The organism is Streptomyces sp. NPDC020731 (genome assembly GCF_044334705.1).
Taxonomy (GTDB): Bacteria; Actinomycetota; Actinomycetes; order Streptomycetales; family Streptomycetaceae; genus Streptomyces.
The window spans coordinates 168,804-194,990 of sequence record NZ_JBIRTN010000014.1; the positions used below are offsets into that span (position 1 = coordinate 168,804).

The 26,187-nt window shown below is 72.3% G+C and carries 26 protein-coding genes and 3 pseudogenes; 17 read left to right on the forward strand and 12 right to left on the reverse strand.

Translation table 11 applies throughout. The features are described 5' to 3' along the window. Positions 1–282: 282 nt before the first annotated feature. A complete protein-coding gene (locus ACH4VX_RS22615) occupies positions 283–903 on the reverse strand; it encodes a uridine kinase (protein WP_398369589.1) in 621 nt (206 codons plus the stop codon). Between the two features lie 354 nt (positions 904–1,257). On the opposite strand from ACH4VX_RS22615, the gene ACH4VX_RS22620 reads away from it, so the two are divergent. From ACH4VX_RS22620 to ACH4VX_RS22630, 3 genes are all read left to right on the forward strand, one after another. After that, positions 1,258–2,640, forward strand: coding sequence for a peptidase C39 family protein (locus ACH4VX_RS22620; protein ID WP_398369503.1), 1,383 nt, complete (start codon positions 1,258–1,260; stop codon positions 2,638–2,640). A 142-nt stretch (positions 2,641–2,782) separates the two neighbouring features. Further along, positions 2,783–2,923, forward strand: a complete 141-nt coding sequence (locus ACH4VX_RS22625) for an SCO1431 family membrane protein (protein WP_398369505.1) — start codon at positions 2,783–2,785, stop codon at positions 2,921–2,923. Positions 2,924–3,018: 95 nt separating this feature from the next. After that, a complete protein-coding gene (locus ACH4VX_RS22630) occupies positions 3,019–3,675 on the forward strand; it encodes a TetR/AcrR family transcriptional regulator (RefSeq protein ID WP_398369507.1) in 657 nt (218 codons plus the stop codon). 60 nt (positions 3,676–3,735) lie between these two features. Here ACH4VX_RS22630 and ACH4VX_RS22635 read toward each other — a convergent pair. Then, positions 3,736–4,182, reverse strand: a pseudogene (locus tag ACH4VX_RS22635) (glycosyl hydrolase family 18 protein); the annotation flags it as partial. A 289-nt stretch (positions 4,183–4,471) separates the two neighbouring features. Here ACH4VX_RS22635 and ACH4VX_RS22640 point away from each other — a divergent pair. Continuing rightward, complete coding sequence (locus ACH4VX_RS22640) at positions 4,472–5,644, forward strand: acyl-CoA dehydrogenase family protein (RefSeq protein ID WP_398369508.1); 1,173 nt, start codon at positions 4,472–4,474, stop codon at positions 5,642–5,644. 367 nt (positions 5,645–6,011) lie between these two features. Here the strand turns inward: ACH4VX_RS22640 and ACH4VX_RS22645 are convergent, their stop codons facing one another. Then, positions 6,012–6,446, reverse strand: coding sequence for a hypothetical protein (locus ACH4VX_RS22645; protein WP_398369510.1), 435 nt, complete (start codon positions 6,444–6,446; stop codon positions 6,012–6,014). Between the two features lie 267 nt (positions 6,447–6,713). Between ACH4VX_RS22645 and ACH4VX_RS22650 the strand changes: the two genes are divergently transcribed. From ACH4VX_RS22650 to fxsA, 4 genes are all read left to right on the forward strand, one after another. Next, entirely contained in the window at positions 6,714–7,154 is a 441-nt protein-coding gene (locus ACH4VX_RS22650; protein WP_398369512.1) for an Lrp/AsnC family transcriptional regulator, read from the forward strand. Between the two features lie 261 nt (positions 7,155–7,415). Then, positions 7,416–9,020, forward strand: a complete 1,605-nt coding sequence (locus tag ACH4VX_RS22655; RefSeq protein ID WP_398369514.1) for an amidohydrolase — start codon at positions 7,416–7,418, stop codon at positions 9,018–9,020. A 539-nt stretch (positions 9,021–9,559) separates the two neighbouring features. Then, positions 9,560–10,411, forward strand: coding sequence for a polyprenol monophosphomannose synthase (locus ACH4VX_RS22660; protein ID WP_398369516.1), 852 nt, complete (start codon positions 9,560–9,562; stop codon positions 10,409–10,411). Positions 10,412–10,483: 72 nt separating this feature from the next. Then, entirely contained in the window at positions 10,484–11,065 is a 582-nt protein-coding gene (gene fxsA, locus ACH4VX_RS22665; protein WP_398369518.1) for an FxsA family membrane protein, read from the forward strand. 112 nt (positions 11,066–11,177) lie between these two features. Here the strand turns inward: fxsA and ACH4VX_RS22670 are convergent, their stop codons facing one another. The 4 genes from ACH4VX_RS22670 to ACH4VX_RS22685 form a co-directional block, all read right to left on the reverse strand. Further along, positions 11,178–11,552: an RNA polymerase-binding protein RbpA gene (locus ACH4VX_RS22670; RefSeq protein ID WP_042173984.1), complete on the reverse strand. Its 375-nt coding sequence runs from the start codon at positions 11,550–11,552 to the stop codon at positions 11,178–11,180. Positions 11,553–11,829: 277 nt separating this feature from the next. Continuing rightward, complete coding sequence (locus ACH4VX_RS22675; RefSeq protein ID WP_398369520.1) at positions 11,830–13,176, reverse strand: MFS transporter; 1,347 nt, start codon at positions 13,174–13,176, stop codon at positions 11,830–11,832. A 48-nt stretch (positions 13,177–13,224) separates the two neighbouring features. Next, complete coding sequence (locus tag ACH4VX_RS22680) at positions 13,225–13,992, reverse strand: glycerophosphodiester phosphodiesterase (RefSeq protein WP_398369522.1); 768 nt, start codon at positions 13,990–13,992, stop codon at positions 13,225–13,227. Continuing rightward, on the reverse strand, positions 13,989–14,723 hold the full coding sequence (locus ACH4VX_RS22685; RefSeq protein ID WP_398369523.1) for a YitT family protein: 735 nt from the start codon (positions 14,721–14,723) through the stop codon (positions 13,989–13,991). The genes ACH4VX_RS22680 and ACH4VX_RS22685 overlap by 4 nt, the downstream gene beginning before the upstream one ends. A gap of 30 nt (positions 14,724–14,753) precedes the next feature. Between ACH4VX_RS22685 and ACH4VX_RS22690 the strand changes: the two genes are divergently transcribed. Beyond that, the gene (locus tag ACH4VX_RS22690; protein ID WP_398369525.1) at positions 14,754–16,253 is read left to right on the forward strand and encodes a PLP-dependent aminotransferase family protein; all 1,500 of its coding nucleotides are present in this window, start codon (positions 14,754–14,756) and stop codon (positions 16,251–16,253) included. Between the two features lie 112 nt (positions 16,254–16,365). Here the strand turns inward: ACH4VX_RS22690 and ACH4VX_RS22695 are convergent, their stop codons facing one another. Together ACH4VX_RS22695 and ACH4VX_RS22700 are read right to left on the reverse strand one after the other, a co-directional pair. Further along, the gene (locus ACH4VX_RS22695; RefSeq protein WP_398369527.1) at positions 16,366–18,042 is read right to left on the reverse strand and encodes a hypothetical protein; all 1,677 of its coding nucleotides are present in this window, start codon (positions 18,040–18,042) and stop codon (positions 16,366–16,368) included. Between the two features lie 49 nt (positions 18,043–18,091). Continuing rightward, a complete protein-coding gene (locus tag ACH4VX_RS22700; protein ID WP_030832645.1) occupies positions 18,092–18,286 on the reverse strand; it encodes a hypothetical protein in 195 nt (64 codons plus the stop codon). Positions 18,287–18,547: 261 nt separating this feature from the next. Here ACH4VX_RS22700 and ACH4VX_RS22705 point away from each other — a divergent pair, with 261 nt between their 5' ends. The 8 genes and pseudogenes from ACH4VX_RS22705 to ACH4VX_RS22740 all read left to right on the forward strand — a co-directional run. Next, positions 18,548–18,940 carry an ankyrin repeat domain-containing protein gene (locus ACH4VX_RS22705; protein WP_398369529.1) on the forward strand — a complete coding sequence of 131 codons (393 nt, stop codon included), beginning with the start codon at positions 18,548–18,550 and terminating at the stop codon, positions 18,938–18,940. A gap of 300 nt (positions 18,941–19,240) precedes the next feature. Beyond that, positions 19,241–20,659 carry a HEAT repeat domain-containing protein gene (locus ACH4VX_RS22710; RefSeq protein WP_398369531.1) on the forward strand — a complete coding sequence of 473 codons (1,419 nt, stop codon included), beginning with the start codon at positions 19,241–19,243 and terminating at the stop codon, positions 20,657–20,659. A 163-nt stretch (positions 20,660–20,822) separates the two neighbouring features. Then, positions 20,823–20,985: pseudogene (locus ACH4VX_RS22715) on the forward strand (glycosyltransferase family 1 protein); the annotation flags it as partial. A gap of 167 nt (positions 20,986–21,152) precedes the next feature. After that, positions 21,153–21,677: an AAA family ATPase gene (locus tag ACH4VX_RS22720; protein WP_398369532.1), complete on the forward strand. Its 525-nt coding sequence runs from the start codon at positions 21,153–21,155 to the stop codon at positions 21,675–21,677. A gap of 164 nt (positions 21,678–21,841) precedes the next feature. Further along, positions 21,842–22,282, forward strand: a complete 441-nt coding sequence (locus ACH4VX_RS22725; RefSeq protein WP_398369534.1) for a MarR family winged helix-turn-helix transcriptional regulator — start codon at positions 21,842–21,844, stop codon at positions 22,280–22,282. Between the two features lie 82 nt (positions 22,283–22,364). Beyond that, complete coding sequence (locus ACH4VX_RS22730) at positions 22,365–23,255, forward strand: NmrA family NAD(P)-binding protein (RefSeq protein ID WP_398369536.1); 891 nt, start codon at positions 22,365–22,367, stop codon at positions 23,253–23,255. A gap of 104 nt (positions 23,256–23,359) precedes the next feature. Continuing rightward, positions 23,360–23,536: a hypothetical protein gene (locus ACH4VX_RS22735; protein WP_398369538.1), complete on the forward strand. Its 177-nt coding sequence runs from the start codon at positions 23,360–23,362 to the stop codon at positions 23,534–23,536. Between the two features lie 168 nt (positions 23,537–23,704). Further along, a pseudogene (locus ACH4VX_RS22740) lies at positions 23,705–23,860 on the forward strand (glycosyltransferase family 1 protein); the annotation flags it as partial. Positions 23,861–23,883: 23 nt separating this feature from the next. Here the strand turns inward: ACH4VX_RS22740 and ACH4VX_RS22745 are convergent. The 3 genes from ACH4VX_RS22745 to ACH4VX_RS22755 are packed head-to-tail and all read right to left on the reverse strand — an operon-like array spanning position 23,884 to position 26,149. Further along, positions 23,884–24,768 (reverse strand): biotin-dependent carboxyltransferase family protein, encoded by an 885-nt coding sequence (locus ACH4VX_RS22745; protein WP_398369540.1) that lies wholly within the window; start codon positions 24,766–24,768, stop codon positions 23,884–23,886. Continuing rightward, a complete protein-coding gene (locus ACH4VX_RS22750) occupies positions 24,765–25,394 on the reverse strand; it encodes an allophanate hydrolase subunit 1 (protein ID WP_398369542.1) in 630 nt (209 codons plus the stop codon). The genes ACH4VX_RS22745 and ACH4VX_RS22750 overlap by 4 nt, the downstream gene beginning before the upstream one ends. After that, positions 25,391–26,149: a LamB/YcsF family protein gene (locus ACH4VX_RS22755; RefSeq protein WP_217129928.1), complete on the reverse strand. Its 759-nt coding sequence runs from the start codon at positions 26,147–26,149 to the stop codon at positions 25,391–25,393. Before ACH4VX_RS22755 ends, ACH4VX_RS22750 begins: the two co-directional genes overlap by 4 nt. Positions 26,150–26,187: the final 38 nt, after the last annotated feature.

The following is a 26,187-nucleotide window of genomic DNA, read 5'->3' on the forward strand; positions in this document are numbered from 1 at the left end:
CGGCGTCACGTCCGTAGGGTGCCGCGCACGCCGAAGGAGGAGGTGGGAGGGGGGAGCGCGGACCCTGCGCGGTGACCCAGGGTGATCGTCATATGCCACTGAGCGCCCGAAAAACGCGAAGAGGGCAGAACGAAGCCCCCGATCACGGGGGAACAACCGGGGGCTTCGCGTCTGCCGACGGCTCCGAAGGGCCGCACATTGAGAACGTAAGACCTGTACGGGGCCCCGGTCAAGCCGAGTTGGGGCACTCCGGCAACTTGTCCGGGACCGTTCTTCACAGGTTCACCACAACGCGGGTGGCCCGTCACCCTGCGTGAGTGGAGGGGGTGGTTCACCCGTCCCGACAGGCCCGGGAAGCAGCTCGTACCCCTTCGGACGCTGCCGCACCAGAAGGCCGGCGAAGGGGCGTGAGGGGTCGTCGGCGAAGTGCTCGCGCTCCGCGCGGACCCAGCCGTCCCAGAACTCCCGCTGCTCCGCTCCGTCGCGGGCCCGTCCCCGCGACCAGGACTCCTCCCGGGGGAGGTCCATCCACAGCAGCAGCGCCAGATACGGGCGCAGGGCCCGGCGTCCCGCGCCGACGCCCTCCATGACGATCACGGGGGCGGGCGGCAGCGGTCGGGGAGGTCCGAAGCGGCGGGTCCGCCAGTCGTAGGGGGAGTAGTGCGCGGTCTCGCCGCGGCCGAGCGGCTCGATCACCCGGCTCAGCAGCCGTCCGGTCCAGTCGAACAGTTCGGTGTGGTCGGCGATGTCGTCGAGCCGCAGCACCGGAGCGCCGTCCAGCGCCTCGGCCAGCCGTACGGCGAACGTCGACTTCCCCGAGCCGGCGTGCCCGTCGACACCGACGAGCCGGACCGGGCCGCACGAGGGGGCGAGCCGGCGGATACGGGAGGCGAGATCGTGAATGGCTGGTTCCTGGGGGGCGGGGAAAGGGGAGGGCCTACCGGAGCACTCTAGGCCCCCGGACGGACGAGTCCCCGGAGGGACGAACCCCGGAGGGACAAGCCCCGGATGCCCGGACGGACAGGCCCCCGGTCCTCGGACGGACAGGCCCCCGGTCCTCGGCCGGACAGGCCCACCGCCGGTTCCGCCATTGGTCGAGTCCCATGTTGGTCGGACGCGGCATGGCCGGGGTGCTGGCAGGATCCGCCCGGCTGCGTTCATAGTTGGCGCACACCCGCTCCATCCGGCGGACGTACACCATCCGGCCGGCCGTGCTTTGGTCCTGTCCCGACTCCGACACCTGGGGGTCTTCCACCCATGAGCAGAGCCGAACTGCCGTCCCGCAGATCCCTCCTGGCCGCCGCGGTCGTCGCCGCCGTCGCCGGGAGCGCGGGCCCGGCGTCCGCCGGCACCCTGACGGCCGGCACCCCGACCGGACGCGCCGCCGACACCGTCGGCCGGACCGCCGCCCGCCCCGTCGACAACCGGGCCTGGACCTCGTACACCGACTGGCGCGGTGGCACCGCCGACGGGACCCGCGCCGTCGCCGGTGCCCGCCCCGGCCTCGTGATCGCGAGGCCCGCCGGCACCACGGACTACACCGACCCGCACACCGGCCGTACGGCCGCCTGGGAGTACGCGACCTGGACCTCGCCCGTGCACCGTCCCAGGGTTCCGGCGACGGAGGCGATCGCCTCCTGGAACGCGCACACCCCCGAGGGCACCTGGCTCCGGATCGAGCTGAAGGGCACGTACTCCGACGGCACGGACACCCCCTGGTACGTCATGGGCCGCTGGGCCGCCGGCGACCAGGACATCCGGCGCACCTCGGTGGACGAGCAGAGCGACGGGAAGAGCACCGTCTGGACGGACACGCTCTCCGTGGACGACGCGGCCTCGGGCCTGCGCGTCGTCTCGTACCGGCTGCGACTGACCCTTTACCGCCGCCCCGGCACCCGGCTCACCCCGACCGTGTGGCGGCTCGGCGCGATGGGCTCCGACGTCCCCGACCGGTTCACCGTCCCAGCCTCGGAGCCCGGCCCGGCCAAGGAGCTGATCGTCCCGCGCTACTCGCAGGAGATCCACAAGGGCCAGTACCCGGAGTACGACAACGGCGGCGAGGCCTGGTGCAGCCCCACCTCCTCACAGATGATCATCGAGTACTGGGGCGGGCGGCTCACCCGGGAGCAGCTGTCCTGGGTCGACCCGTCCTACGCCGACCCGCAGATCTGCCACGCGGCCCGGTACACGTTCGACCACCAGTACGCCGGCTGCGGCAACTGGCCCTTCAACGCCGCCTACGCGGCCACCTTCGAGGGCCTCCAGGGCGTGGTCACCCGCCTCGGTTCCCTCACCGACCTGGAGACGCTGGTCGCCGCGGGCATCCCGGCCATCACGTCGCAGTCGTTCCTGAAGGAGGAGCTGACCGGGGCGGGGTACGGCACCTCCGGGCACCTGATGACGGTGATCGGCTTCACCGCCGACGGCGACGTGATCGCCAACGACCCCGCCTCGGACGACAACGACGCCGTGCGCCGTGTCTACCGGCGGCGCGAGTGGGAGAACATCTGGCTGCGGACCAAGCGGTACAACGCCTCCGGGAAGGTGGCGTCCGGCACCGGAGGGGTCTGCTACCTCTACTTCCCGGCCCGGCCGACCCCGCGGCAGCGCAAGGCGCTCGCGGCGGTGGGCGTGCGCTGAGCCGGCCCGGCCGGCGGGTCCCGGGCCACCGGGGCCCGCCGGCGCGTGTGACCGACCTCTCGGCCGCAGAAGCCGCTCACGGTGGCAAGGTGGATGTCGTCGCAGGGGGAGTCCACCGCACCGCAGAGACCAGCGAGAAGCCATGACCACGAACGCAGCCACCGTCACCCGCGCCCGCACCGGCGGCCCCCGGGAGGACGGCCCGAAGATCTTCGAACACGCCATGGGATGGACCCTCGTCGTGGTCCTCGCGATGTTCGTGACCCAGCTGGGACTGCTGTAACCCGAGGTCACGGAGCTACCGGCCCGGGCCCTCCGGACGACCTGACATACTGCGGGCGGGATGTCCCACCGCCCGCAGGAAGACCTGGGTCGAAATTGAGCATCAGCCGGCAGTCCGCCGTACGCCCCGCGGCGCGAGGTACCGAGCGTTCGTCCGCGCGTCGCGCCGAACTCATCGCCATCGGGCGGAGGTTGTTCGCGGACACGTCCTACGACGCGCTCTCGATGGACGACATCGCACGCCAGGCGCAGGTCGCCAAGGGGCTGATCTACTACTACTTCCACTCCAAGCGCGGTTACTACCTGGCGATCATCGAGGACTCGGTGGCCGGCCTGGTCACCTTCGCCGCGGACGGGGCCGGGCTGCCGTCCGTGGAGCGGGTGCACCGCACCATCGACAGCTATCTGCGGTACGCCGAGCACAACCAGGCCGCCTACCGCGCGATCGTCAGCGGCGGCGTCGGCTTCGACACCGAGGTGCACGCGATCCGGGACGGGGTGCGCGAGGCCATCGTCGCGACCATCGCCGAGGGCGCCTACGGCCGTACGGACATCGCACCGGTGGCGCGGATGGGGCTGCTGGCCTGGGTGTGCAGCGTGGAGGGCGCCGCGCTCGCGTGGATCGACCGCGGTGAACTCTCCCGCGAGACCATGAGCGAGCTGCTGGTGAAGACGCTCGGCGGGGCCATGCGCGCCATCGAGGAGCTGGATCCCGCCCATCCGGCCCCGGCGCCCGCCCGCCGCGACGCCTGAGACGGGTCCGACGGCGGCAGGGGGCGGGAGTCCCCCCGTGGCACCCCCGCCCCCGCGGGCCTACCGGATCGCCTTGATCAGCTCTCCGTTCGCGGTGTCACCGCTCAGTTCCCAGAAGAACGTGCCGCCCAGACCCTGCTGGTCCTTGTAGGTCGTCTTGGTCGCGACGGTGGCCGGGGTGTCATAGCTCCACCACTCGTTGCCGCACTTGGCGTAGGCGGTGCCGCCGACCGTGCCGGTCGCCGGGCACTTGGTCCTCAGTACCCTGTAGTCGTCGGTGCCCGGCCCGTAGGTGCCTGCCGCCGGTCCCGTCGCGGTGCCGCCGGGTGCCGACTGCGCGACGCCGGTCCAGCCGCGGCCGTAGAAGCCGATGCCGAGCAGCAGCTTGGACGCGGGGATGCCGAGACCCTTGAGTTTCGCGATGGTCGCCGAGCTGTGGAAGTCCGCCTTCGGGATGCCGTCGTACGAGGCGAGCGCCGAGTGCGGAGCGGTGGGCCCGGCCGCGTCCCGCTTGGCATGAACGCGGTGACTCGGTGTGGGGCGAAACACTAGGAGGACTAGACCAGTTGGCCAATGGTGCGGACCAATCCCGGCAAGGGAAGGTTTCCTGGAGTAAGCGGTCGTTAACAAGTGACTTGCTGCAGCCGATCGGGCATACTCGCAGCGCACAGCCGCTGGTCAGCAGCTTCCGAGACCCGGGAGTGCGAGCATCGGCCAGGCACCGATACGACCCCGGCGGAGCCGCCCCCACCCAAGGCGCACGCCGATGTGCCCGAACAGGGAGGAGAGCGTCGCCATGCCCGACCGCGCCCCGCAGCCGGTGGACCGGCAATTGCCCACGGACGAGGCCCGGGACCTGATCTCGCTCGTCCGCGACATCGCGCAGCGCGAGGTCGTCCCGCAGGCGGCCGAGGAGGAGGACACGGGACGCTTCCCCCGCGAACTGTTCACCCTGCTCTCCGAGTCCGGCCTGCTCGGCCTGCCCTACGACTCCGAGCACGGCGGCGGCGACCAGCCGTACGAGGTCTACCTCCAGGTCCTCGAAGAGCTCGCCGCGGCCCGCCTCACCGTCGGCCTCGGTGTCAGCGTGCACACCCTGGCCTCCTACGCGCTCGCCGCCTACGGCGCCAAGGAGCAGCAGGCCGAGCATCTGCCCGCGATGCTCGGCGGCGGCCTGCTCGGCGCCTATTGCCTCTCCGAGCCCGCCTCGGGCTCCGACGCGGCCTCCCTGCGCACCAAGGCGGTGCGCGACGGGGACGACTGGGTGATCAACGGCACCAAGGCATGGATCACCCACGGTGGCATCGCCGACTTCTACACCGTCATGGCGCGTACCGGCGAGGAGGGCCCGCGCGGCATCACCGCGTTCCTGGTGTCCGGTGACGCCGAGGGGCTGAGCGCCGCCGTGCCGGAGAAGAAGATGGGGATGAAGGGCTCGCCGACCGCCCAGGTCCATCTCGACGGCGTCCGGGTCCCCGACGCGCGACGGGTCGGCGAGGAGGGGCAGGGCTTCGCGATCGCCCTGTCGGCGCTGGACGGCGGCCGGCTCGGCATCGCCGCCTGCGCGATCGGCCTGGCCCAGGCGGCGCTGGACGAGGCGCTCGGCTACGCGACCGAGCGGCGACAGTTCGGCAAGCCGATCGCCGACTTCCAGGGACTGCGCTTCATGCTCGCCGACATGGCCACGCAGATCGAGGCGGGGCGCGCGCTGTATCTGGCGGCGGCCCGGCTGCGCGACGCGGGACGGCCGTTCGCCAAGCAGGCCGCCATGGCCAAGCTGCACTGCACCGACACGGCGATGCGGGTCACCACCGACGCCGTGCAGATCCTCGGCGGCTACGGCTACACCGCGGACTTCCCCGCCGAGCGCTACATGCGCGAGGCGAAGGTCCTGCAGATCGTCGAGGGCACCAATCAGATCCAGCGCATGGTCATCGCCCGCCACCTCGCGGGGCCGGAGACCCGCTGAACCGGTCGGGCTCCCGTCACCGCGCGGCGGACGGGAGTTCGACGACGGGAACCAGCCCCGCCAGGGCGCGGTGAGCCGGGTCCACTCCGGGTTCTGCCGCCCGGGCAGTGTGCGGCCCCGGTCGGCCCAGGTGCGCATCGGATCGCGGCGGATCCGGGAGCCGGGGCGGCGCGGGTGAGACCGCCTCGGCGGGCGGCGGCACGAAGGCGCGGCGTTGACGCCCGGTCGTCGAGTACGTGGGGGCCGTCATGCCCGGGTGACGCGGGAGCGGCCGGACGGGTCACCGAGCCCGGAACAGGACGTGCGTTCGCGGCCGTCCCGCGTGGACGGGGGCGGCGGACCGCGCCGCCCCCTTACCGGTGGGTGCTCAGGCGGCGTGGTCCCGCATCGCCGGGATCCGGATCGGACGCGAGCCCGGACCGCCGACGTGCGAGAAGGGCTGGGTGCGCCAGTCGAGTCCCTGGGGGAGCGTCAACAGCAGGGCGGTGTCCTGCTCCTGGGGAGTGACGGACTCGTCCGCCGGCCGTGCCTCGGCGGCCCGGCGGCCGGTGCCGGCGCAGACCGTGAGCCCGAACGGGTTCCACGGCGAGGCGCACAGCGCGTGCTCCGGCAGGACGTCCTCGTCCGCGAGCAGGGCGATGGGCTGCGCGCAGTCCGGGCAGACGACCCGGTACATCTCGAAGGTGTCGTAGGCGTCGAGTTCCTCGTCCGGGGCGTCGGGTTCGACGTACTCCGGATCGAGCTCGACGACCGGCTGCTGCCGCTTGGACGTGGTACGACCAAGGCGCTTAAGACTCTGCATTGGGTTCTCCCCCTCGGGCTGGGCCGTGAAGGCACTGCGGCCTCGACCACAGCAAGCACTTCCCGCCCCCCCTCCGGGGTAATCACGGGAACATCACGGAGACGGCTCGAAGGGTGTGGCGTTCGTCACATGCCACGTGCGGGTGCCCCGTGCGAGGGCTTTGTCCCCCCGGACCGCGCGCGTCGGCCCCCGGAACATCACGAACCGGGCATGAGCCGGGCGGCTCAGGTATCCGAGGAGATCAAGCGCACTGTAGGTTCTTGCGCCATGGAGGAGCTGGACCGACAGATCGTGCAGCTGCTCGTCAAGGACGGGCGGATGAGCTACACAGACCTGGGCAAGGCCACGGGCCTGTCCACGTCGGCCGTGCACCAGCGGGTGCGCCGGCTGGAACAGCGTGGCGTCATCCGCGGCTATGCCGCGGTGGTCGATCCGGAGGCCGTCGGCCTGCCCATGACCGCCTTCATCTCGGTCAAACCCTTCGACCCCAGCGCCCCCGACGACATCGCGGACCGTCTCGCCGGAGCCCCCGAGATCGAGGCCTGCCACAGCGTCGCCGGCGAGGAGAACTACATCCTCAAGGTACGCGTGTCCACACCGCACGAACTGGAGGAACTGCTCGCCCGCGTGCGCTCCCTGGCGGGTGTCTCCACCCGCACGACGGTGGTCCTCTCCACGCCGTACGAAGCCCGCCCGCCGCGTATCTGAACCCCGCGTACCGCGGGCCGCCGGATTCGGCCCGTCCGGCGTTCGAGGAGCGAGGGTCCGCGGGCAGCGCCCCGGGGAAGGGCGGTGGAACCCCGTGGGGTCAGCGGCCCCGCCGGGGGCGACGGCCGAGCCGCGACCCGGACGGGACGGCGCGCGGGCGGCAGGCGGACGCCGGCGTGGGCCCCGGAGACGGGGCGGCTCGGTCGCGGTGGGACGGACCTGCGTGCGGGGCGGACCGGGCGACGCGCGAAACTGTGGGGCATGAGTGAACGCACCGTCCCGTCCCGCACCGTCCTGCTTCGCCGTGGGGAGGTCCACAGCCCCGCCGACCCCTTCGCGACCGCGATGGTCGTCGAGCGCGGTCAGGTCGCCTGGGTCGGCTCCGAGGGTGCCGCCGACGCCTTCGAGGACGGGGTCGACGAGGTGATCGACCTCGACGGCGCGCTGGTCACCCCCGCGTTCACCGACGCGCACGTCCACACCACGGCCACCGGCCTCGCCCTCACCGGCCTCGACCTGTCCACCGCCCCGTCGCTCGAGGCCGCGCTGGCCCGCGTACGGGAGTTCGCCGCCGCCCGCCCGGACGACCGGGTCCTCCTCGGCCACGGCTGGGACGCCGCCCGCTGGCCCGGCGGCCGTCCCCCGGCCCGCGCCGAGCTCGACGAGGCCACCGGCGGCCGTCCCCTCTACCTGAGCCGGATCGACGTCCACTCCGCGGTCGTCACCACGGCGCTCCTCGGCCTCGTCCCGGACGCGGTCACCCGCGAGGATCGCCCGCTCACCGGGGACGCCCACCACGCGGTGCGCGCCGCCGCCCTGGCCGCCGTCACACCGGCCCAGCGCACCGAGGCCCAGCGCGCCGCCCTCGCCCACGCCGCCTCCCTCGGCATCGGCACGGTCCACGAGTGCGGAGGCCCGGAGATCTCCTCCGAGGACGACTTCACCGGACTGCTGCGGCTCGCCGCCGAGGAGAGCGGCCCGCGCGTCGTCGGCTACTGGGCCGAACAGGATGTCACCAAGGCGAAGGAGCTGGGCGCGATCGGCGCCGCGGGCGACCTGTTCGCCGACGGCGCCCTCGGCTCGCACACCGCGTGTCTGCACGAGCCGTACGCCGACGCCGGCCACACCGGCACCGAACACCTGGACGCGGCTGCCGTCGCGGCCCACGTCGTCGCCTGCACCGAGGCCGGTCTCCAGGCCGGCTTCCACGCCATCGGCGACGCCGCCGTGAGCACCGTCGTCGACGGCGTGCGGGCCGCCGCCGAGAAGATCGGTCTCGCCCGCGTCCGGTCCGCCCGGCACCGCGTCGAGCATGCCGAGATGCTCACCCCCGAGACCGTCGCCGCCTTCGCCGAACTCGGTCTGACCGCCTCCGTCCAGCCCGCCTTCGACGCCCTGTGGGGCGGCGAGGACGGCATGTACGCCCGGCGCCTGGGACCGGAGCGGGCCCGCTCCCTGAACCCCTTCGCGGCGCTGCTGCGCGCCGGTGTCCCGCTCGCCTTCGGCTCCGACAGCCCGGTCACCCCCCTCGACCCCTGGGGCACGGTCCGGGCCGCCGCCTTCCATCACACACCGGAACACCGCGTCTCCGTGCGCGCCGCGTTCACCGCGCACACGCGCGGCGGCTGGCGGGCGGTCGGACGCGACGACGCGGGCGTCCTGGTGCCCGGCGCACCCGCCGACTACGCCCTCTGGCGCACCGGTGAACTCGTCGTCCAGGCGCCCGACGACCGGGTGGCGCGCTGGTCCACCGACCCCCGCTCCGGCACTCCCGGCCTGCCCGATCTCACCCCCGGCCGTGACCTGCCGGTCTGCCTGCGGACCGTGGTCGGCGGGCGCACGGTGTTCGTACGGCCGGGCGAGTGATCTACGAGGGCGGCGCGGTGACGATCATGTGCCGCGCCCCCGTCTCGCGACCTGCGTATCCTCGCCGCTGACCTGGCATGTGAACCACATTACGCAGGTCGAACGACTGTTGACAGGCGGCCGCGGGGGGCCGGTAGGTTCGCTCGGGTCCACCACCGGACGCCCGACCGGAGAACGTCCGGCCACTCGTGTCAGCACCGCTGGGTCAGGGACGGTGTGCCGCACCGGGGCACCGTCACTGGGAGCCAGGCCCAGCGTCGGCACGGTGCCGAGGGACGTTCCGGCCGGCCGGGGAGGTGCGACCCCGGGTGGGGCCCGGGTGCTCAGTAGACAACGGCTCCAGGTCGATCCGCAGCCGGCGGGTCCCGGGCCGGCCCGAAGGGCGCCGGGCCCCATCCGTTTCCCTTCTTCGCACGCCCCAAAAGCGTGTTCCTACCCGATCTTCGGTAAACGACACCACCATATGAACGTCCGGTCACGTCGGCGCAGGCCGTGCCCACTATGGTGGGACCCTGCGCACAGGACATGAAGGGGCAGCAGTGAACGACGGCGACGGGACCCTCGCGGCAGGATCCCAGGGGAGGAACTTCGGCCCGCTCGGCACGGCTTTGGTGATCATCCCGACCTACAACGAGGCGGAGAACATCAAGGCGATCGTCGGCCGGGTGCGCGAGGCCGTTCCCGAGGCGCACGTTCTGGTGGCCGACGACAACAGCCCCGACGGCACGGGCAAGCTCGCCGACGAACTGGCCGCCGGGGACGACCACGTCCAGGTGCTGCACCGCAAGGGCAAGGAGGGCCTGGGCGCGGCCTACCTCGCGGGCTTCCACTGGGGCATGGAGCACGGCTACGGCGTACTGATCGAGATGGACGCCGACGGCTCCCACCAGCCCGAGGAACTGCCCCGTCTGCTGACCGCCCTCAAGGGCGCCGATCTGGTGCTCGGTTCGCGCTGGGTGCCCGGCGGCCGGGTGGTGAACTGGCCGAAGTCCCGTGAGTTCATCTCGCGCGGGGGCAGCCTCTACTCGCGCATGGCGCTCGATCTGCCGCTGCGCGACATCACCGGTGGCTTCCGCGCCTTCCGCCGCGAGACGCTGGAGGGCCTCGGCCTCGAGGAAGTGGCTTCCCAGGGGTACTGCTTCCAGGTCGACCTGGCCCGCCGCGCGGTGAGGGCCGGCTATCACGTCGTGGAGGTTCCCATCACCTTCGTCGAGCGTGAACTCGGCGACTCCAAGATGAGCCGTGACATCCTCGTCGAGGCGCTGTGGCGGGTCACGGCGTGGGGTGTGGGGGAGCGGGTCGGCAAGGTCCTCGGGCGCGGCGACGACAAGCGGCGGTCCGAGCCGGACGTCAAGCAGCCCGAGCCGGACGTCGAGCGGTCCCAGCCGTAGGCGTACGACCGCCTGTTCGTCCCGGCGATCCCGCTTATCCCGTGCTGAGCCGGGCCCAGGCACACTGGGAGCATGACGACTGGCGCTCAGACCCCGTATCCCGCCCGGCCCCGGCGCTCCCGGCTGCGCACCTTCCTGCCGCTGGGCGTCGCCGCATGGCTCGTGCTGGAGATCTGGCTGCTCACCATGGTCGCCGGGGCGTCGAACGGACTGGTGGTCTTCCTGATCCTGGTGGCCGGCCTCGTCCTCGGCTCGGTCGTCATCAAGCGGGCCGGCCGGCGGGCCTTCAAGGACCTGACCGAGACGCTGCAACAGCAGCAGAGCGGGGTGCCGGCCGAGGCCCGGCCGAACAGCGAGGGCAACGGCCTGACGATGCTGGGCGGCCTGCTGCTGATCATCCCCGGCGTGATCTCGGACGCGGTGGGGCTGCTCCTGCTGGTGCCGCCGGTGCAGAAGACCGTGAGCCGTTACGCCGAGCGCACCTTCGACCGCAAGCTCCGCGAGGCCACGGGGGGCTCCCTCGGGGACGCCTTCCAGCAGGCCCGTATGCGCCGGCCCGACGGCAAGGTCGTTCAGGGAGAGGTCGTCCGGGACGAACCCGGAAGCGCTCCGGAGGACACCCCACAGGGACCGCGCCCGCCCCTCACCCGCTGAGGGCGGCCGGGCCGCCACACGGACACAGGACCGCGGGCGCCGTACGTCATGTACGGCGCCCGCGGTCCTGTACCGCTGTGCGTTTGTGGCTTCGCCCGGGTCCCCGGCGGGATCAAGCCGACTTTCGGCTGTCCCTGGGGTGAACCGCGATGTTCATCGCACCGGAGCGCAGAACGGCGAGACGCTCCTCGAGGACCTCTTCGAGTTCCTCTCGGGTGCGCCGCTCCATCAGCATGTCCCAATGCGTACGCGCGGGCTTGGCCTTCTTCTCCTCGGGGCCGTTGCCGTCCACCAGGAGTGCCTGGGCACCGCAGACCTTGCACTCCCACTCCGGCGGGATCTCCGCCTCGACCGAGAAGGGCATCTCGAAGCGATGCCCCTTCTCGCATGCGTACTCCACGGCCTGGCGCGGGGCCAGGTCGATGCCGCGGTCCGTCTCGTAGCTGGTCACCACGAGGCGCGTGCCGCGAAGAGCTCGCTCACTCATGAATCGTGCCTCCCGGGCTTGTCGCCCACAGGACAGGTGTCGCTGTCGTCGTCATCCGGTCAACGTCCGGGCGGCGGTAAAGATTCCCGTCCGGAGTCCCGATCCGGGCCGTGCGTCGCCGTCGTAGCCGCAGCCTTGTCAACCAGTGCAGTACCCCCCGGCGTCCGGTTTGTCACATCCGCAAGGAGACATGACTCAGCGTTCGGCATCTTTGACGCGCAGTAACGGTACGCCTGGCAGGCCAAACGCGTACACTACAGCCCTTTCGTGCCCAGCGCTAAATCCGTTCGGGGACCGGATTGCCCGCTTCGGTGATCGCCCGCCGCACCGGCACCCGCGCGAGCAGCACGAATCCCAGGACGAAGAAGCCCACCAGGGAGATGATCGCGTCCCGGTAACTGCCCGTCAGCTGGTAGGTGAGACCGAACAGCAGCGGCCCGAGCCAGCTCATCCCGCGGTCGCTCACCTCGTACGCCGAGAAGTACTCGGCCTCCTTGCCGGGCGGGACGAGGTGGGAGAAGAGCGAGCGGGACAGCGCCTGGCTGCCGCCGAGGACCAGGCCGATTCCGGCCGCCAGCACGAAGAACCACATCGGCGCCCCGGCGGGCAGGAAGTAACCCGCGGCCAGGGTCAGGGTCCACGCGACCAGGGAGCCGAGGATCGCGCGCTTCGCGCCGTACCGCCGGGCCAGCCGGCCCAGCGCCAGCGCGCCCGCCACCGCCAGAACCTGGACCAGCAGCACGGCCACGATGAGCGTCGACTGTTCAAGGCCCAGTTCCTTCGATCCGTACACGGAGGCCTGGGAGATCACTGTCTGGATGCCGTCGTTGTAGACGAGGTAGGCCAGCAGGAACGCCAGCGTCAGCGGGTGCCGGCGCATGTCGCGGACGGTCGCCGCCAGTTGCCGGAAGCCCGGCAGGGCCGCCTCCCGCGCGGGAGCGCGGCGGTCGCGCAGCCGGCGCAGCGGCACCAGCGCGAAGGCGCCCCACCACAGACCGGCCGACGCCAGGCAGATGCGCACCGCCATGCCCTCGGAGAGACCGAAGCTGTCGTGGCCGGTGTAGAGGACGAGGTTCGCGACGAGGACCAGGGACCCGGCCGCGTATCCGAAGGCCCACCCGCGCGAGGAGACCGCGTCGCGCTCCTCGGGCGGGGCGATCTGCGGGAGGTAGGAGTTGTAGAGCATCATCGCGACGGACTGCGCCGCGTTCGCCACCACCAGCAGCGCGCCGCCGAGCAGATAGCGCTCACCGTCCAGGAAGAACATGCCCGCGGTGGCCGCGGCGCCGGTGTAGGCGGCGGCCGCGAGCAGCGGCTTCTTGCGGCCGGTGCGGTCGGCGGCGGCGCCCACCAGTGGCATCACCAGCACGGCCACGATCACCGACAGGGAGACCGCGTAGGCGAAGAAGGAGCCCGCGCGCACCGGTATGCCCAGCGGGTGGACGAACCCGTCCGGGTCCGCCGCCGACTCGGCGACCGACGTCAGATAGGGGCCGAGGAACACGGTGAGCACGCTCGTGGAGTACACGGAGCACGCCCAGTCGTAGAAGTACCAGCCGCGCTGCTCGCGCCGCCGGCCGGCGGCCTCGTCCGGCGCCGGTGACCGCACGGTGTCGGTGTCCACCCGTGCCCTCGCTTCCCCGTGAACGCGCGGAGGCGGTCGGGCACGGGTTCAGACCCAGATGCCGTGGTCCTCCATGACCTTGCGCAGCGTGTCGATGTGATCGGTCATGATGCCATCCACGCCGAGGTCCAGGAGCCGGTGCATCCGCTCGGCCTCGTTGACCGTCCACACGTGTACCTGCAGGCCGTGCGCGTGGGCGGCCCGCACGAATCGGTGGTCGACCACCTGGATGCCCGACTGCCGTTCGGGGACCTGGGCGGCGACGGCCGACCGGCGCACCGCGGCCGGCAGTCCCCAGGACCGCAGCCGCAGGTTCAGCACGCCCCGGGTGCCGTACGAGGTGGCCAGCTTCGGGCCGGCCAGCCGCTGGGCGCGCACCACCCGGGCCTCCGAGAACGACCCGAGGCAGATCCGGTCCCAGGAGTCGGTGCGCCCGATCAGGTCCAGGAACGGCAGGAGGGCCGGTTCGGCCTTCACGTCGACGTTCCAGCGCACCTCGGGGAAGGTCTCCAGGAGCTCCTCGAAGAGGGGAACCGGTTCCCCTCCCGCCACGCGCGCGTGCGCCACGTCCTGCCACGGCAGATCGGCGATCCGGCCCGCGCCGTCCGTCACCCGGTCGAGGGTCGCGTCGTGGAAGGCGACGAGCCGGCCGTCGCGCGTGGCGTGGACGTCGGTCTCGATGTACCGGTAGCCCGTCTCGACGGCGCACCGGAACTGCCGGACGGTGTTCTCCAGGCCGTCCGCCGCCCCGCCCCGGTGGGCGAAGGCGATCGGGGCGGGATGGTCGAGGTAGGGGTGGCGTATCCGCGGGGTCACGGACGCAGTATCGCGCGCCGTGGCTGACCGGCGGCAACGATCGTGCCGCCGTCGGATGCCGAGGGGACGGTGAAGACCCGCAGGAACAGCTGGGCGAGCGGACCGATCGTCACCGCGTACAACAAGGTGCCGACGCCCACCGTGCCGCCGAGGACGAAGCCGGTGACGACGACCGTGATCTCGATGGCCGTGCGGACCAGACGGACCGACACCCCGGTGCGCCGGTTCAGTCCCGTCATCAGTCCGTCGCGCGGGCCCGGCCCGAAGCGCGCCGCGATGTACAGGCCGGTCGCCGCGCCGTTGAGCACGATGCCCGCCGTCATCAGCGGCACGCGTACGGCCATGGCGTGCGCGTCGGGGATCACGGCCAGGGCCGCGTCCATCGCCGCGCCGATCACCAGCACGTTGGAGACGGTGCCCAGGCCCGGCCGCTGACGCAGCGGGATCCACAGCAGCAGCACCGCCGCGCCGACGAGGGTCAGCACCACGCCCATCGACAGCCCCGTCCGCTCGGACAGGCCCTGGTGCAGCACGTTCCACGGTTCGAGGCCGAGCCCCGACCGCACCAGCAGCGCCGAGCTCGCGCCGTACAGCGCCAGACCCGCGTACAGCTGGAACAGTCGCCGTGCGAGATGCTCGTGCTGTGACGAGTACCTGGCCAAAATGTGCCCCCTGTGGTGGAAGTGGACCGACACATGACACCATGTGGCTTGGTCGATGATGTCATCCATGGCCAATCCCGGGAAGGTGGACTGATTATCGTGGTGCAGTGGACCTCCGCAGTGGGTGCGGCGCAGCTCGCCCGGCTGCTCAACTCCCAGCAGGACCGCCCGGCGGGTCCCGGGACCCGCCGCCCGCCCGCCTACCGCGCGCTCGCCGACGGCATCCGCCTGCTGGTGCTGGAAGGGCGCGTGCCGGTGGCCGCGCGGCTGCCCGCCGAGCGGGAGCTGGCCCTCGCCCTCTCCGTCAGCCGTACCACCGTCGCCGCCGCCTACGAGGCGCTGCGCACCGAGGGGTTCCTGGAGTCACGGCGCGGCGCGGGCAGCTGGACCGCGGTCCCGGCCGGCAATCCGGTGCCCGCGCGGGGACTCGAACCGCTGCCGCCCGAGGCCCTCGGCTCGGTGATCGACCTCGGCTGTGCGGCGCTGCCCGCGCCCGAGCCGTGGCTCACCCGGGCGGTCCAGGGCGCGCTGGAGGAGCTTCCGCCGTACGCGCACACCCATGGCGACTATCCCGCCGGGCTGCCCGCGCTGCGCTCGATGATCGCGGACCGCTACACCGCGCGGGGCATCCCGACCATGCCCGAGCAGATCATGGTGACGACCGGCGCGATGGGTGCCATCGACGCCATCTGTCACCTCTTCGGGGGACGCGGCGAACGCATCGCCGTCGAGTCGCCGTCCTACGCCAACATCCTCCAGCTGATGCGGGAGGCCGGCGCCCGGCTCGTTCCCGTCGCGATGGCCGAGGGGCTGACCGGCTGGGACATGGACCGCTGGCGCCAGGTGCTGCGCGAGGCGGCGCCCCGGATCGCGTATGTCGTCGCCGACTTCCACAACCCGACCGGCGCACTCGCCGACGAGGACCAGCGGCGCCGCCTGGTGGACGCGGCACGTTCCGCGGGGACGGTGCTGGTCGCCGACGAGACGATGAGCGAGCTGTGGCTCGACCCGGATGTCGAGATGCCGCGCGCGGTGTGCGCCTTCGATCCGGCCGGGTCCACGGTGATCACGGTCGGCTCGGCGAGCAAGGCCTTCTGGGCCGGCATGCGCATCGGCTGGGTACGTGCGGCACCCGACGTCATCCGCAGTCTCGTCGCCGCACGCGCGTACGCCGATCTGGGTACGCCCGTGTTGGAACAGCTGGCCGTGAACTGGTTGTTCGGCACGGGTGGCTGGGAACAGGCGGTGGAGGTACGGCGTGCCCAGGCCCGGCAGAACCGGGACGAACTGGTGACCGCGGTGCGGCGGGAGCTGCCCGACTGGGAGTTCGAGGTGCCGCGCGGCGGCCTCACCCTGTGGGTGCGCACCGGCGGCCTCTCCGGCTCACGGCTCGCCGAGGCGGGCGAACGGGTCGGCGTACGGGTGCCGTCCGGGCCCCGCTTCGGCGTCGACGGAGCGTTCGAGGGCTACGTACGGCTGCCCTTCACGGTGGGCGGCGCGGTCGCCGAGGAAGCGGCGGCACGCCTCTCGGCGGCGGCCCGCATCGTCGAAACGGGCGGCACCACCGGCACGGAGACACCCCGCACATTCGTGGCGTGACCACGGGGTGCCGACTTGACTGCGCGCAGTCGTCCAGGTGGGCGCCGGCGCCTCTGCGACTGAGGGCGATCGTGCCGCTCCGGCGGCAGGGCGGGTGGGTGCCGACGGCCGGCTAGGAAGAAGGTTCCGTCACCGCCGTCTCGGCGGGAACCGCCTCCTCGGATGTGACAGCCGCCGCCGCGGACAGTTTCTCCACCGTCACCTTGTCCAGCCGCACGGACCCCACCGCGACCGCCCTCGCCTCCAGCCGCTCCGGCTCCTCGTCCGCGGGTGTCGTCCGAGGCGGCAACAGCTCGAGCACCGCCTGCCGCTCCGTGTCGCTGGTCGCGTCGTCGTACGGGTCCGGCGTCGCCGGGACCTGAAGACGGTGGACCGGCCCCGAGCCCAGCCGGGCGTAGCCGCGCCCCGGCGGCACCTGGTCGACGGGCGTGGTGTGCGGCGGCGCCCCCAGAACGGCCCCCAGCTGCTCCGCCGTCGCGGGCCCGAGGACGACACGCGCGCGCGTGTGCTGCCGTACCGGATCGCTGAGGCCCTCCAGGGTGTCGAGCTGCTCGGCGACCACCACGGTGACGTTCGCCGGGCGGCCGTGCCGCAGCGGGACCTGGAGCAGCGACTGGGGATCCTCGCGACCGTCCGCGGCGGCCAGGTGAGTGAACGCGCTCGGCCGGTCCAGCAGCAGCCACAGGGGACGCCTGGTGTCCTCGGGCGGTGGGTCTCCCGCCTGGTGTGCGCGATTGGCCGCGACCAGCCGGCGCTCCGTCTCGTGCGCGGCCCACTCCAGGCTCGTCAGCGCCCCCGTCAGCCCGCACTCCACGGCGAGCACGCCGTCCCGGCCGGTCAGGCAGGCGTACTCGCCGGTGCCGCCCCCGTCGACGATCACCACGTCGCCGTGGTGCAGGGCCTGCAGGGCGATGGAGCGCAGCAGCGTCGAGGTGCCGCTGCCCGGCTGGCCGGTCACGAGCAGATGGGGCTCGGTGGAGCGGATGCCGGTGCGCCAGACGACGGGCGGGACATCGCGCCGCTCCTCGCCGTGGGCACCGTGGGTGAGCGGCAGTGTCCGCTGCACCTTGGTGGGGTCGGTGAAGCCGAGGACCGTCTCGCCGGGGGCCGTGACGAAGGGCTGGGCGGCGATGTCGGTGGGCAGGGGTGCGAGGACGCGGACCGTGAGCTGGTTGGCCTCCTCGTCCCACGCGAAGTGGTACTCCCGGCCGCGTCCCGATTTCGCGCCGAGCAGATGCTCGATCCGCGCCCGGGACTCCGGCTCGCCGTCGGTGAAGTAGGCGGGGTAACCGATCACCAGGTGCGCGATCCGGCCCGTGGAGTCGAACTCGTACTCGGAGAAGACCTTTCCCCAGTCGCCGCCGTGGGCGTAGAGCGGTTCGGGGTCCTCGGCGGCGGAGAAGTACGGCACCAGGGCCTCGTAGAGCGACTTCAGGCGCTGGGCCTGTGACGCGTCGGGACCGGCGGGCGCCGACGGGGCGCGGTCCCGGCCCTGCCAGGCCGCCGCCGCCATCAGGGTGATGACGGCGAGCAGCGGGCCGTACGGCGCGAGCGCCACGACCAGCAGGACCGACGCCGTCAGGAAGAGCAGCGCGCCGCGCCGGTCCTTGGGCGTGCCGGCCCACCTGCGCCGCCCGGCCGAGGCCAGCCGGCGCAGACCGCGCGTGATGGTGATCAGCGGGTGGAGGACGTCCGTGGCGCTGTCGGCCGCCGTCCTGGCCAGTTCCCGGCTCCGGGCGAGCTGTGCGCCGCCGTTGCTCAGAATGCGGGGGAGTGGGCGCCGGGCCACTGCTGTCTCCAGAGGGTGCGTACGGGCGGGCGGTGTCTGGTCGGGCGGATCAGAACTTGAATCCGCCCAGGAGGCCGGCCAGGCTTTCGCCGCCCGCCTTGATGCTGGGTGCGATGGCCGTACTGGCCAGATAGAAGCCGAAGAGCATCGCCACCAGGGCGTGCGACGCCTTCAGTCCGTCCTTGCGGAAGAAGATGAAGACGACGACGCCTAGCAGCACCACGCATGAGATCGAGATGATCATGTGAGTTCTCCTGGTTCGCGGGGACAGTCACCATGGGTACGTCCAGGCTCACAGAATGTATCTATACGATAAAAGGTGCAACTGGGTCGATTCTCGGCGTTTCCCCCGGATGGGTCTGCCGTGATCATTGCCTCGGGCGCGACAGGTCATGTGCCCGGTGAGCCAGTACCCTGGCGATTCACCCGTACGGCTCTGCACCGCTCGCAGACGTACGTCCTGTCCCCGATGCGTGAAGCACGTGCAGTGAGAGGCGGTCCGGCGATGACTGAAGCCCCCGACCCCGAGGTCGTGGAGCTGGCGACCAAGATCTTCGATCTGGCCCGGCGCGGCCGGACCGAGGAGCTCGTGGCCTACGTCGACGCGGGCGTGCCGGCGGACCTCACCAACGACCGGGGCGACTCCCTCGTGATGCTCTCCGCGTACCACGGTCACGCCGGGGCGGTGCGCGCGCTGCTGGAGCGCGGCGCCGACGCCGACCGCGTCAACGACCGGGGTCAGACGCCACTCGCAGGAGCGGTCTTCAAGGGTGAGTCCGAGGTGATCCAGGCCCTTCTGAGGGGTGGCGCGGACCCGTCCGCGGGCACCCCCTCGGCCGTCGACACGGCCCGGATGTTCGGCCGTACGGAACTGCTCGACCTTTTCGGCGAGCACTGAGCGACACGCTCTGACCAGCGACGACACAGAAAACGGGGGAGGCGGTACAGGGCCGCCGAAATTTCGGTCGCGGTAGATGTGACCGCCGGGTCATCATGACGACGTGATTCACGGACGCGATGGCTGGGCAGGTGTTGCCGCACCGCGCGGGCCGTGATGCGGTCCGCATGGGCCACCGACGAGAGGCAGAGAGAGATGGTCTACAGCAAGCAGGAAACGGCGGGCGCCCCGACGTGTCGTCACGCGGCCAGGTAATGCACGTCCCCGGTTGCGTCGACGCTTGATATGAGGCTGTTTCCCATGTTCGATCCGGTCATAGCGCCCAGCGGTACGCTGCTCGGCCTGCTCCAGCGGGGCCGTGGCGACGGCACGCTGCACGCGCTCACCGCCCCGCGATCCGAAGCGCTCGCGGCGCTGAACCACTGTGTGCTGCGCGACCCGCGCCACGACTGGCAGGTGGAGAACCGCTCCCTCTACTACGCCCGCCTCTACCTTGATCTGCACGGCGAACTGGACGCGGTCGAGGCCCACCTCTTCGACCCCGAGGACGTCCTCGACACCGACGAGTCCCGCACCGGACTGGCCCTCGCGGTCCTCGGGCACCTCGCCTCCTACGGCAGGCGGGACGCCCTCGGCCTGTTGCGCAGGTATGCCGCCCACGGCACCAACTGGGCCTGGGCCCTGGACGAGCTGGCCCTCCGGGACGACGACGCGGGCCTGCGCGCCCTGGCCGCCCCGGTCCTGGCGCGGTTCGCCGCCGACGCCGAGGGCGAGGCGGAGCTCGCCGCCACGGTCCGTGACGCCTTCGAACCACGGCCCTGGCGCCTGTGGGCCGACGACCCCCGCGAGTCCGTCGCCACGCGCGTGCGCGCCGCACAGGAGGCCGGGTCCTTCGACCGCTGGCAGCGGCAGATGCGCTCCACCGGGCCCCGTCCCGGCTGGAGTGTGCGCGCGGTGTTCGAGTGGGCACAGCAAGGCGTCGAGCGCGGCACCGCGCTCCATGTCCCGGCCGCCCGCTGCCTCACCGCCGTGGCGGGCCCCGAGGACCGGCCCGAGATCGTCCGGGCCGCCCAGGACGGCGCCGAGGGAGCCCGGTGCACCGCCCTGCGCTACCTCGCCGACAGCAACGACCCCGACGCCCTCGTCCTGATCGAGGGCGCCCTGGCCACCGGCTCGACGGCCGTCGTGGAGGCCGCCGTCGACGCCTTCGAACGCATGCGCAGCCTCGCCGCCGTCGACCGGGCGCGCGGCTGGGCCCGCCGGCCCGACCCGCTCGGCGCCGCCGCCGGCCGTGTCCTCGCCTGCCGGGGCGGAATCCAGGACCGTGACCTGGTCCTCGCGGCGCTGAGGGAGGCGGTACGGGGTGAGGGCCCCGACGCGCCCACCCTGTGGACCCTCGTCGACGGCGCCGGACGCCTCGGCATCGCCTGCGCCGCCCCCGTGCTCCGCCACATCTACCGCGAGACCGCCTCGTCCCACCTGCGGGGCCGCGCCGCCCGTGCCCTCGCCGCGACCGACCCCTCCTACGGCACCGGCTTCGCCGTCGAGTGCCTGTGGGACTGCGAGGAGTCCACCCGCGAGATCGCCGCCCGGCACGCCGAGACCGGGGACACCCGGGTCGTCGAACGCCTGCGCAGGCTCGCCGCGGACCCGGCCGAGGAGGCCGAGGTGCAGACCGCCGTACGCAGCCGGATCGGTCCGGAGGGGACCGCCGTGTGACCCGTCGGCGCACGCGCGGCGTGAACGCCGGGCGGCCCGCGGGTCAGGTGTGCGTGGATGTCGCCTGACCTGCGTGGATGAGGGAGACAACGCTCACGGCGCGTTCCCCGCCGGGAAAGATCCACGTTGACGTGACGACGTCCGGCGCGGCGACGGCACCGGTATGCGAGTCGTCATCGTGACCGAGTCCCCCCCCGATGTGAGCGGCGTGGCCCACCGCGCGTTCCGGACCGCCCGGCACTTCGTCGACCGCGGCCGCCTCCCCCTCGTCATCGCCTCCCGCCGTCGCGGGCGACGATCCCGACGACGCGCCCTGCTCCACGGTTATCCGGGCTTCCCAGGGTGTTAGCGCAGGTCAACGACCTGTAGCTGTGTGAGGGACGTTAGGCACGGTGCTCGCTGAGGATCGTGCCGCCGGGCCGCGTCGTGGCCCAGCGATCTCGGCAGCAAGAGCAGTAATCCTCCCACTTGGCCTTCGTGACAAGATCTGGGTGTGACGACGTTGTTCCTGACGGTTGGTCTGCCCGGGGCCGGAAAGATCACGAGAGCTCGGCAGCCGGCCAAGGAGCACAGCGCTCTGCGGCTGACGCCGGATGAGTGGATGCTCCCGCTGTTCGGGGATCCGCAGCCGGAGGGGAAGCGCGATGTGCTGGAAGGACGGCTGCTCTGGCTTGGTCTGGAGGCGCTCAGGTTGGAAACCGACGTGGTCCTGGATTTCGGATGCTGGTCTCGTGACGAGAGAACCGCGATCCGCTGGTCGGTGATGTCTGTGGGCGCGTCCTTTCAGCTTGTGTATGCGCCGGTGGACCATGAGACTCAACGGGCTCGGATCGCGCATCGCCAGTCGACCACCCCTGATCAGACCTTCGCGATGAGCGAGACGGACCTCATGCACTGGAGGACGCTGTTCGAGGAGCCCGATGTCGCGGAACTCGAGGGCCATAAGGTTGGAAGTCCGCCTCCCGGGTGGTCAGACTGGCTGGAGTGGGCTACCGATCGGTGGCCGTCACTCGCGTGATCGTCCGGCTAACCTTGGTGCCAGTACTGGGGGCGGGAGCCTGAGGTCAGCCGTGGGCGCACGTGGACAGTTCGACGACCTGGCCGTGCCAGGGGCGCCGGGGCGTGGTCTGCCGGCCCGCGACGAGTAGGCTGATCGTTCGTCATCGGAAGGGGGAGGCCGGCGTGGACTATGGCGACAAGCTCTTCTGGCTCTCGGTTGTGATTCAACGCAAGTACGCGCAGGTCTGCGCCGAGTTCGACCTGACCCCCTCGCAGGCCACGCTGCTCTGCGCAGTCAGGAACGAGCCGCGGCAGATGGCTGACCTCGCCGCGTCGTTGGGTATGACCAAGAACGCATTGAGCCAGCTGGTCGATCGCACCGCGCGGCGCGAGTTGGTCGGCCGGGCAAGCTCGGCGCAGGACCGACGGGTCGTCATGCTCAGTGCGACGCCCACGGGGAAGGTGCTCGCGGAGGCCGTTTACGCCGAGGTCGCCAAGCGCCTGCCCGAGATCGCGAGGAACCTCGACGCCGACGACCAGCGCGACTTCGAGCGCGTGGCCACCGCCATCGTGGACACCTCGGACCTCTCTTCGCCCACCTCGAACCAACCCATCACACCATGAGGTCCCGCTACACCCGCACCTTGACGACGTTCATGCCGTGAACTAGTTTCGTTCACGCCATGAACTAGTGAAGGTGGAAGCGATGAGCACACAGACGACCGGCGCGATCGCGGTCTTCGGCGCGACGGGGCAACAGGGCGGGGCGGTGGTCGACGCGCTGCTGGACCACAAGGCGCGGGTGCGGGCTTTGGTCCGCAACCCGCAGTCCGACCGGGCTCAGGCGCTGGCCGCCCGCGGCGTCGAGCTGGCGGCCATCCGGGCCGACGACCCGGTGTCGCTGGCCGCCGCGCTGGCGACGGTCGAGGGATTCTACTTCATGACCCCGGAGGCGAACAGCCTCGAAGAGGTCGAGGCGGAGATCCGCATCGGTACCGCGCTCGTCGACGCGGCGGTCGAGGCGGGCGTCCCGCACGTCGTGTTCAACTCGGTCTTCGGAGCGGACCGGGAGTCGGGTGTGCCGCACCACGACTCGAAGCACTGGATCGAGGAGCACCTGAGGAAGTCCGGCCTGAGGGCCGCGATGGTTCGCGCGACCGCCTTCATGGAGAACTTCACGAGCGTGATGGCACCGAGCCTGGAGCATGGGGAGATCGTGCTGAGGCTGCCGCTGCCGGAGGATGTCGCCCTGAAGATGATCTCGGTCAGGGACATCGGCCGGGTCGTCGCCGCGCTCCTGCTCGACACCGCGGAGGCGCCCGGCGGAGCCGTCGAGCTCGTCGGCGACGAGCTGACGGGCCCCCAGATCGCCGCGGCGTTCGGCGCGCGCGCCGGGCTCCCGGCACGGTACGAGGCCCTCCCGTTGAGCGTGCTTCCCAGCGACCTCGACAAGGCGATGTTCCGCCAGTTCGCGGAGGCGGCGGAATACCCTTCGGACCTCGCGGTGGTGCGCTCGATCGAGCCGGCCACCCTGGACCTGGTCGAGTGGATCCGAGCTACCGGCTGGACCGCGCCCACAAACGTGGCTGGTTCCTGAGCCTACGGCCGCGATGAACGCCCCGCGATCGTGCCCACGGTCTCGGCGCTCCGGGCACGGCAACGCATCCGCCGACGGTTGAAGTAGTCACGAAGCTCCCGGGCGTGCCCGAGGCCGACACCGGCACACTGGTTGTCGAGAGGCCGCCGGCCGATGGCGAGGTAAAGATCCACGTCCAGGAGGCCCCGGGCCGCCAACCAAAAGACCTCACCGACTACGCCCGCGAGGCCGCCGCGCCGCGGCGTCTGGACCCGTATAGCGGATGGCCGGAACAGGCTTGACCGTGCCGGCCATCCGCAACGGTGCTCGGCGCGTCTCTGACCGCCGCTGAGGCGTTGTTTCCGTCTGCCCAGAGGCGGATCAACTTCATTGACATATGGTCGGCTACCTCATGTCTCACCGAATCTGATCCACCGCAGTTCAGCGCCGCTCAGCATGGATCAGATTCGGTGAGAGCTCACACCGACCGTACGACCCTGCGCTGGACCGGCCGATGGGCCCGGCGGGTCCGCGTCCCGGCGGTCGTGGTCTCCCACGGGACCGCCGACGGGGTGCTGCGCACCCGGGGAGTGCCGGAGCGGGCCGCCCGGCGCACCGCGGACGCGCGTCCTCACCCCACGTCCGGGCGTCATCCGCCGGACAGGCGTCGGCGGCGTACGGCGACGAAGCGGACCGGGGTGCCGGGAGGTGTCTGCGCGGCGGCTGGGAGGTCGGCGGGGTGGACGACCGCGATCACCGGGTAGCCCCCGGTGGTCGGATGGTCGGCCAGGAAGACCACCGGCGTGCCGTCGGGTGGCACCTGGACCGCGCCCAGCACCATGCCCTCGCTGGGGAGTTCGTCCCGCCGGGCCCGTTCCAGGGCCGGCCCGGTCGTGCGCAGCCCGATGCGGTTGCTCGCCGGCGACACATGGTACGTGCGGGACGTGAAGAGCCGTACGGCGGCCGGGGTGAACCAGTCGTCGCGCGGGCCCGGCGTCACCCGCAGCACGAGCTCGTCCGGGGGCGCCGGCTGCGGGGCGACGTCCACGCGCGCGTGGCCCTCCCGCGGAGTGCCGAGCGGGAGCACGGCACCGTCCGTGAGGGGGGCCGGGCCGAGACCGGAGAGCAGGTCCGTGGAACGGCTGCCGAGCACCGGTTCGACGGCGATCCCCCCGGAGACGGCCACATAGGCGCGTACGCCGGAGACCGCCGCCCCGACGTCCAGCACGGACCCCGCGCGCACGCGTACCGGCGCGCCCCAGGCGACCGGGCGGCCGTCCACGGTGACCGGGCAGGGAGCCCCGGTGACCGCCACGGTGGCCGTCGAACGGGGCCGCAGGGAACAACCGTTGAGGGTCGTCTCCAGGACGGCCGCGTCCGGCCGGTTGCCGGTCAGCCGGTTGGCGAGCGCCGCCGCGGGCCCGTCCAGTGCCCCGGAACGGGGCACCCCGAGGTGGGCGTGCCCCGGGCGGCCCCGGTCCTGCACGGTGGTGAGGGCTCCCGCGCGTACGACGGCGAGCGCACGGTCCGTCATACCGCGGGCCCCGTCCCGGCCACCGGGACGAAGCGCACACGCGTGCCGGGGGAGAGCAACGCCGCGGGCACGCGCGCGTGGTCCCACAGCACGAGGTCGGTCGTACCGATCAGCTGCCAGCCGCCGGGCGAGGACCGCGGGTACACGCCCGTGTAGGGACCCGCAAGCGCCACCGAGCCGGCCGGGACAGCGGTGCGCGGGGTGGCCCGGCGGGGCACGTCGTAGCGCGCCGGCAGACCGGTGAGGTAGCCGAAGCCGGGCGCGAATCCGCAGAAGGCGACGCGGAATTCGGTGCCCGCGTGGACACGGGCCACATCCCGCGCGCGGACACCCCAGTGCGCGGCGACGTCCGCGAGGTCCGGGCCGTCGTAGCGCACCGGGATCTCGACCGTCTCCCGCGCGTGCGGGGGCACGGGCGACAGCTCGCGGGAGGTCAGCTCGGCGGCCAGCCGGGCCGGATCGGACAGGCCGTCGAGCAGTACCGTGCGCGCCGCCGGGACGATCTCCCCGACCGGCAACGAACCCTCCGCGCGGCGCCGCAGCAGCTCCGCGTGGAGCGCCTGGGCCTCGTCGCCCGAGGAGACCTCGACGAGCAGGGCGTCCTCGCCGACGGGCAGCACCCTCATACGAAGGCCTCCACCCGGACCCCGGACGCCTCCAGCGCGTCACGCACCCGTCGCGCCAGATCCACCGCGCCGGGCGTGTCACCGTGCAGGCACAGGGAACGCGCCCGCACCTCGATACGCCGCCCCGAGTGCGCGTCGACCTCCCCGTGGCGGGCCAGGTCCACCGAGCGGGCCACCACCGACTCCGGGTCGGTGACCACGGCGCCCTCCTGGCGGCGTGGCACCAGCGTGCCCCCGTCGGTGTACGCCCGGTCGGCGAACGCCTCCGTGACCACCGGCAGACCCGCCTTCCGGGCCAGTTCCAGCAGCCGGGAGCCGGGCAGGCCGAGCACGGGCAGCGTGGCGTCCGCCAGGAGGACCCCGTCGACGACCGCGCCGGCCTGCTCCTCGTCACGCACCACCCGGTTGTACAGCGCCCCGTGCGGTTTGACGTACGCCACGCGGGCGCCCGCCGCGCGGGCGAACACCTCCAGGGCGCCGATCTGGTAGGCGACCTCGGCCGCCAGTTCGGCGGGCGGCACGTCCATCGCGCGCCGCCCGAACCCCGCCAGGTCCCGGTAGGAGACCTGGGCGCCGATCCGCACCCCGCGCCCGGCCGCGAGCTCGCACACCCGGCGCATGGTGGACGCGTCCCCGGCGTGGAAACCGCACGCCACGTTGGCACTGGTCACCACGGACAGCAGCCGCTCGTCGTCGGTGAGCCGCCAGCGGCCGAACCCCTCACCGAGGTCGGCGTTCAGATCGATCGACGTCATGGGTCCTTCGTTTCTCCTGCCTCGTGCCGCACAGGTCG

Bases quoted from the DNA above. Each gene is read 5' to 3' on its own strand.
- fxsA (WP_398369518.1), top strand. From the start codon at position 10,484: ATGACGACTGGCGCTCAGACCCCGTATCCCGCCCGGCCCCGGCGCTCC.
- ACH4VX_RS22750 (WP_398369542.1), bottom strand. From the start codon at position 25,394: ATGAGGGTGCTGCCCGTCGGCGAGGACGCCCTGCTCGTCGAGGTCTCC.
- ACH4VX_RS22655 (WP_398369514.1), top strand. From the start codon at position 7,416: ATGAGTGAACGCACCGTCCCGTCCCGCACCGTCCTGCTTCGCCGTGGG.
- ACH4VX_RS22620 (WP_398369503.1), top strand. From the start codon at position 1,258: ATGAGCAGAGCCGAACTGCCGTCCCGCAGATCCCTCCTGGCCGCCGCG.
- ACH4VX_RS22700 (WP_030832645.1), bottom strand. From the start codon at position 18,286: ATGATCATCTCGATCTCATGCGTGGTGCTGCTAGGCGTCGTCGTCTTC.
- ACH4VX_RS22645 (WP_398369510.1), bottom strand. From the start codon at position 6,446: ATGCAGAGTCTTAAGCGCCTTGGTCGTACCACGTCCAAGCGGCAGCAG.
- ACH4VX_RS22685 (WP_398369523.1), bottom strand. From the start codon at position 14,723: ATGGATGACATCATCGACCAAGCCACATGGTGTCATGTGTCGGTCCAC.
- ACH4VX_RS22650 (WP_398369512.1), top strand. From the start codon at position 6,714: ATGGAGGAGCTGGACCGACAGATCGTGCAGCTGCTCGTCAAGGACGGG.
- ACH4VX_RS22730 (WP_398369536.1), top strand. From the start codon at position 22,365: ATGAGCACACAGACGACCGGCGCGATCGCGGTCTTCGGCGCGACGGGG.
- ACH4VX_RS22625 (WP_398369505.1), top strand. From the start codon at position 2,783: ATGACCACGAACGCAGCCACCGTCACCCGCGCCCGCACCGGCGGCCCC.
- ACH4VX_RS22640 (WP_398369508.1), top strand. From the start codon at position 4,472: ATGCCCGACCGCGCCCCGCAGCCGGTGGACCGGCAATTGCCCACGGAC.
- ACH4VX_RS22755 (WP_217129928.1), bottom strand. From the start codon at position 26,149: ATGACGTCGATCGATCTGAACGCCGACCTCGGTGAGGGGTTCGGCCGC.
- ACH4VX_RS22710 (WP_398369531.1), top strand. From the start codon at position 19,241: ATGTTCGATCCGGTCATAGCGCCCAGCGGTACGCTGCTCGGCCTGCTC.
- ACH4VX_RS22705 (WP_398369529.1), top strand. From the start codon at position 18,548: ATGACTGAAGCCCCCGACCCCGAGGTCGTGGAGCTGGCGACCAAGATC.
- ACH4VX_RS22745 (WP_398369540.1), bottom strand. From the start codon at position 24,768: ATGACGGACCGTGCGCTCGCCGTCGTACGCGCGGGAGCCCTCACCACC.
- ACH4VX_RS22670 (WP_042173984.1), bottom strand. From the start codon at position 11,552: ATGAGTGAGCGAGCTCTTCGCGGCACGCGCCTCGTGGTGACCAGCTAC.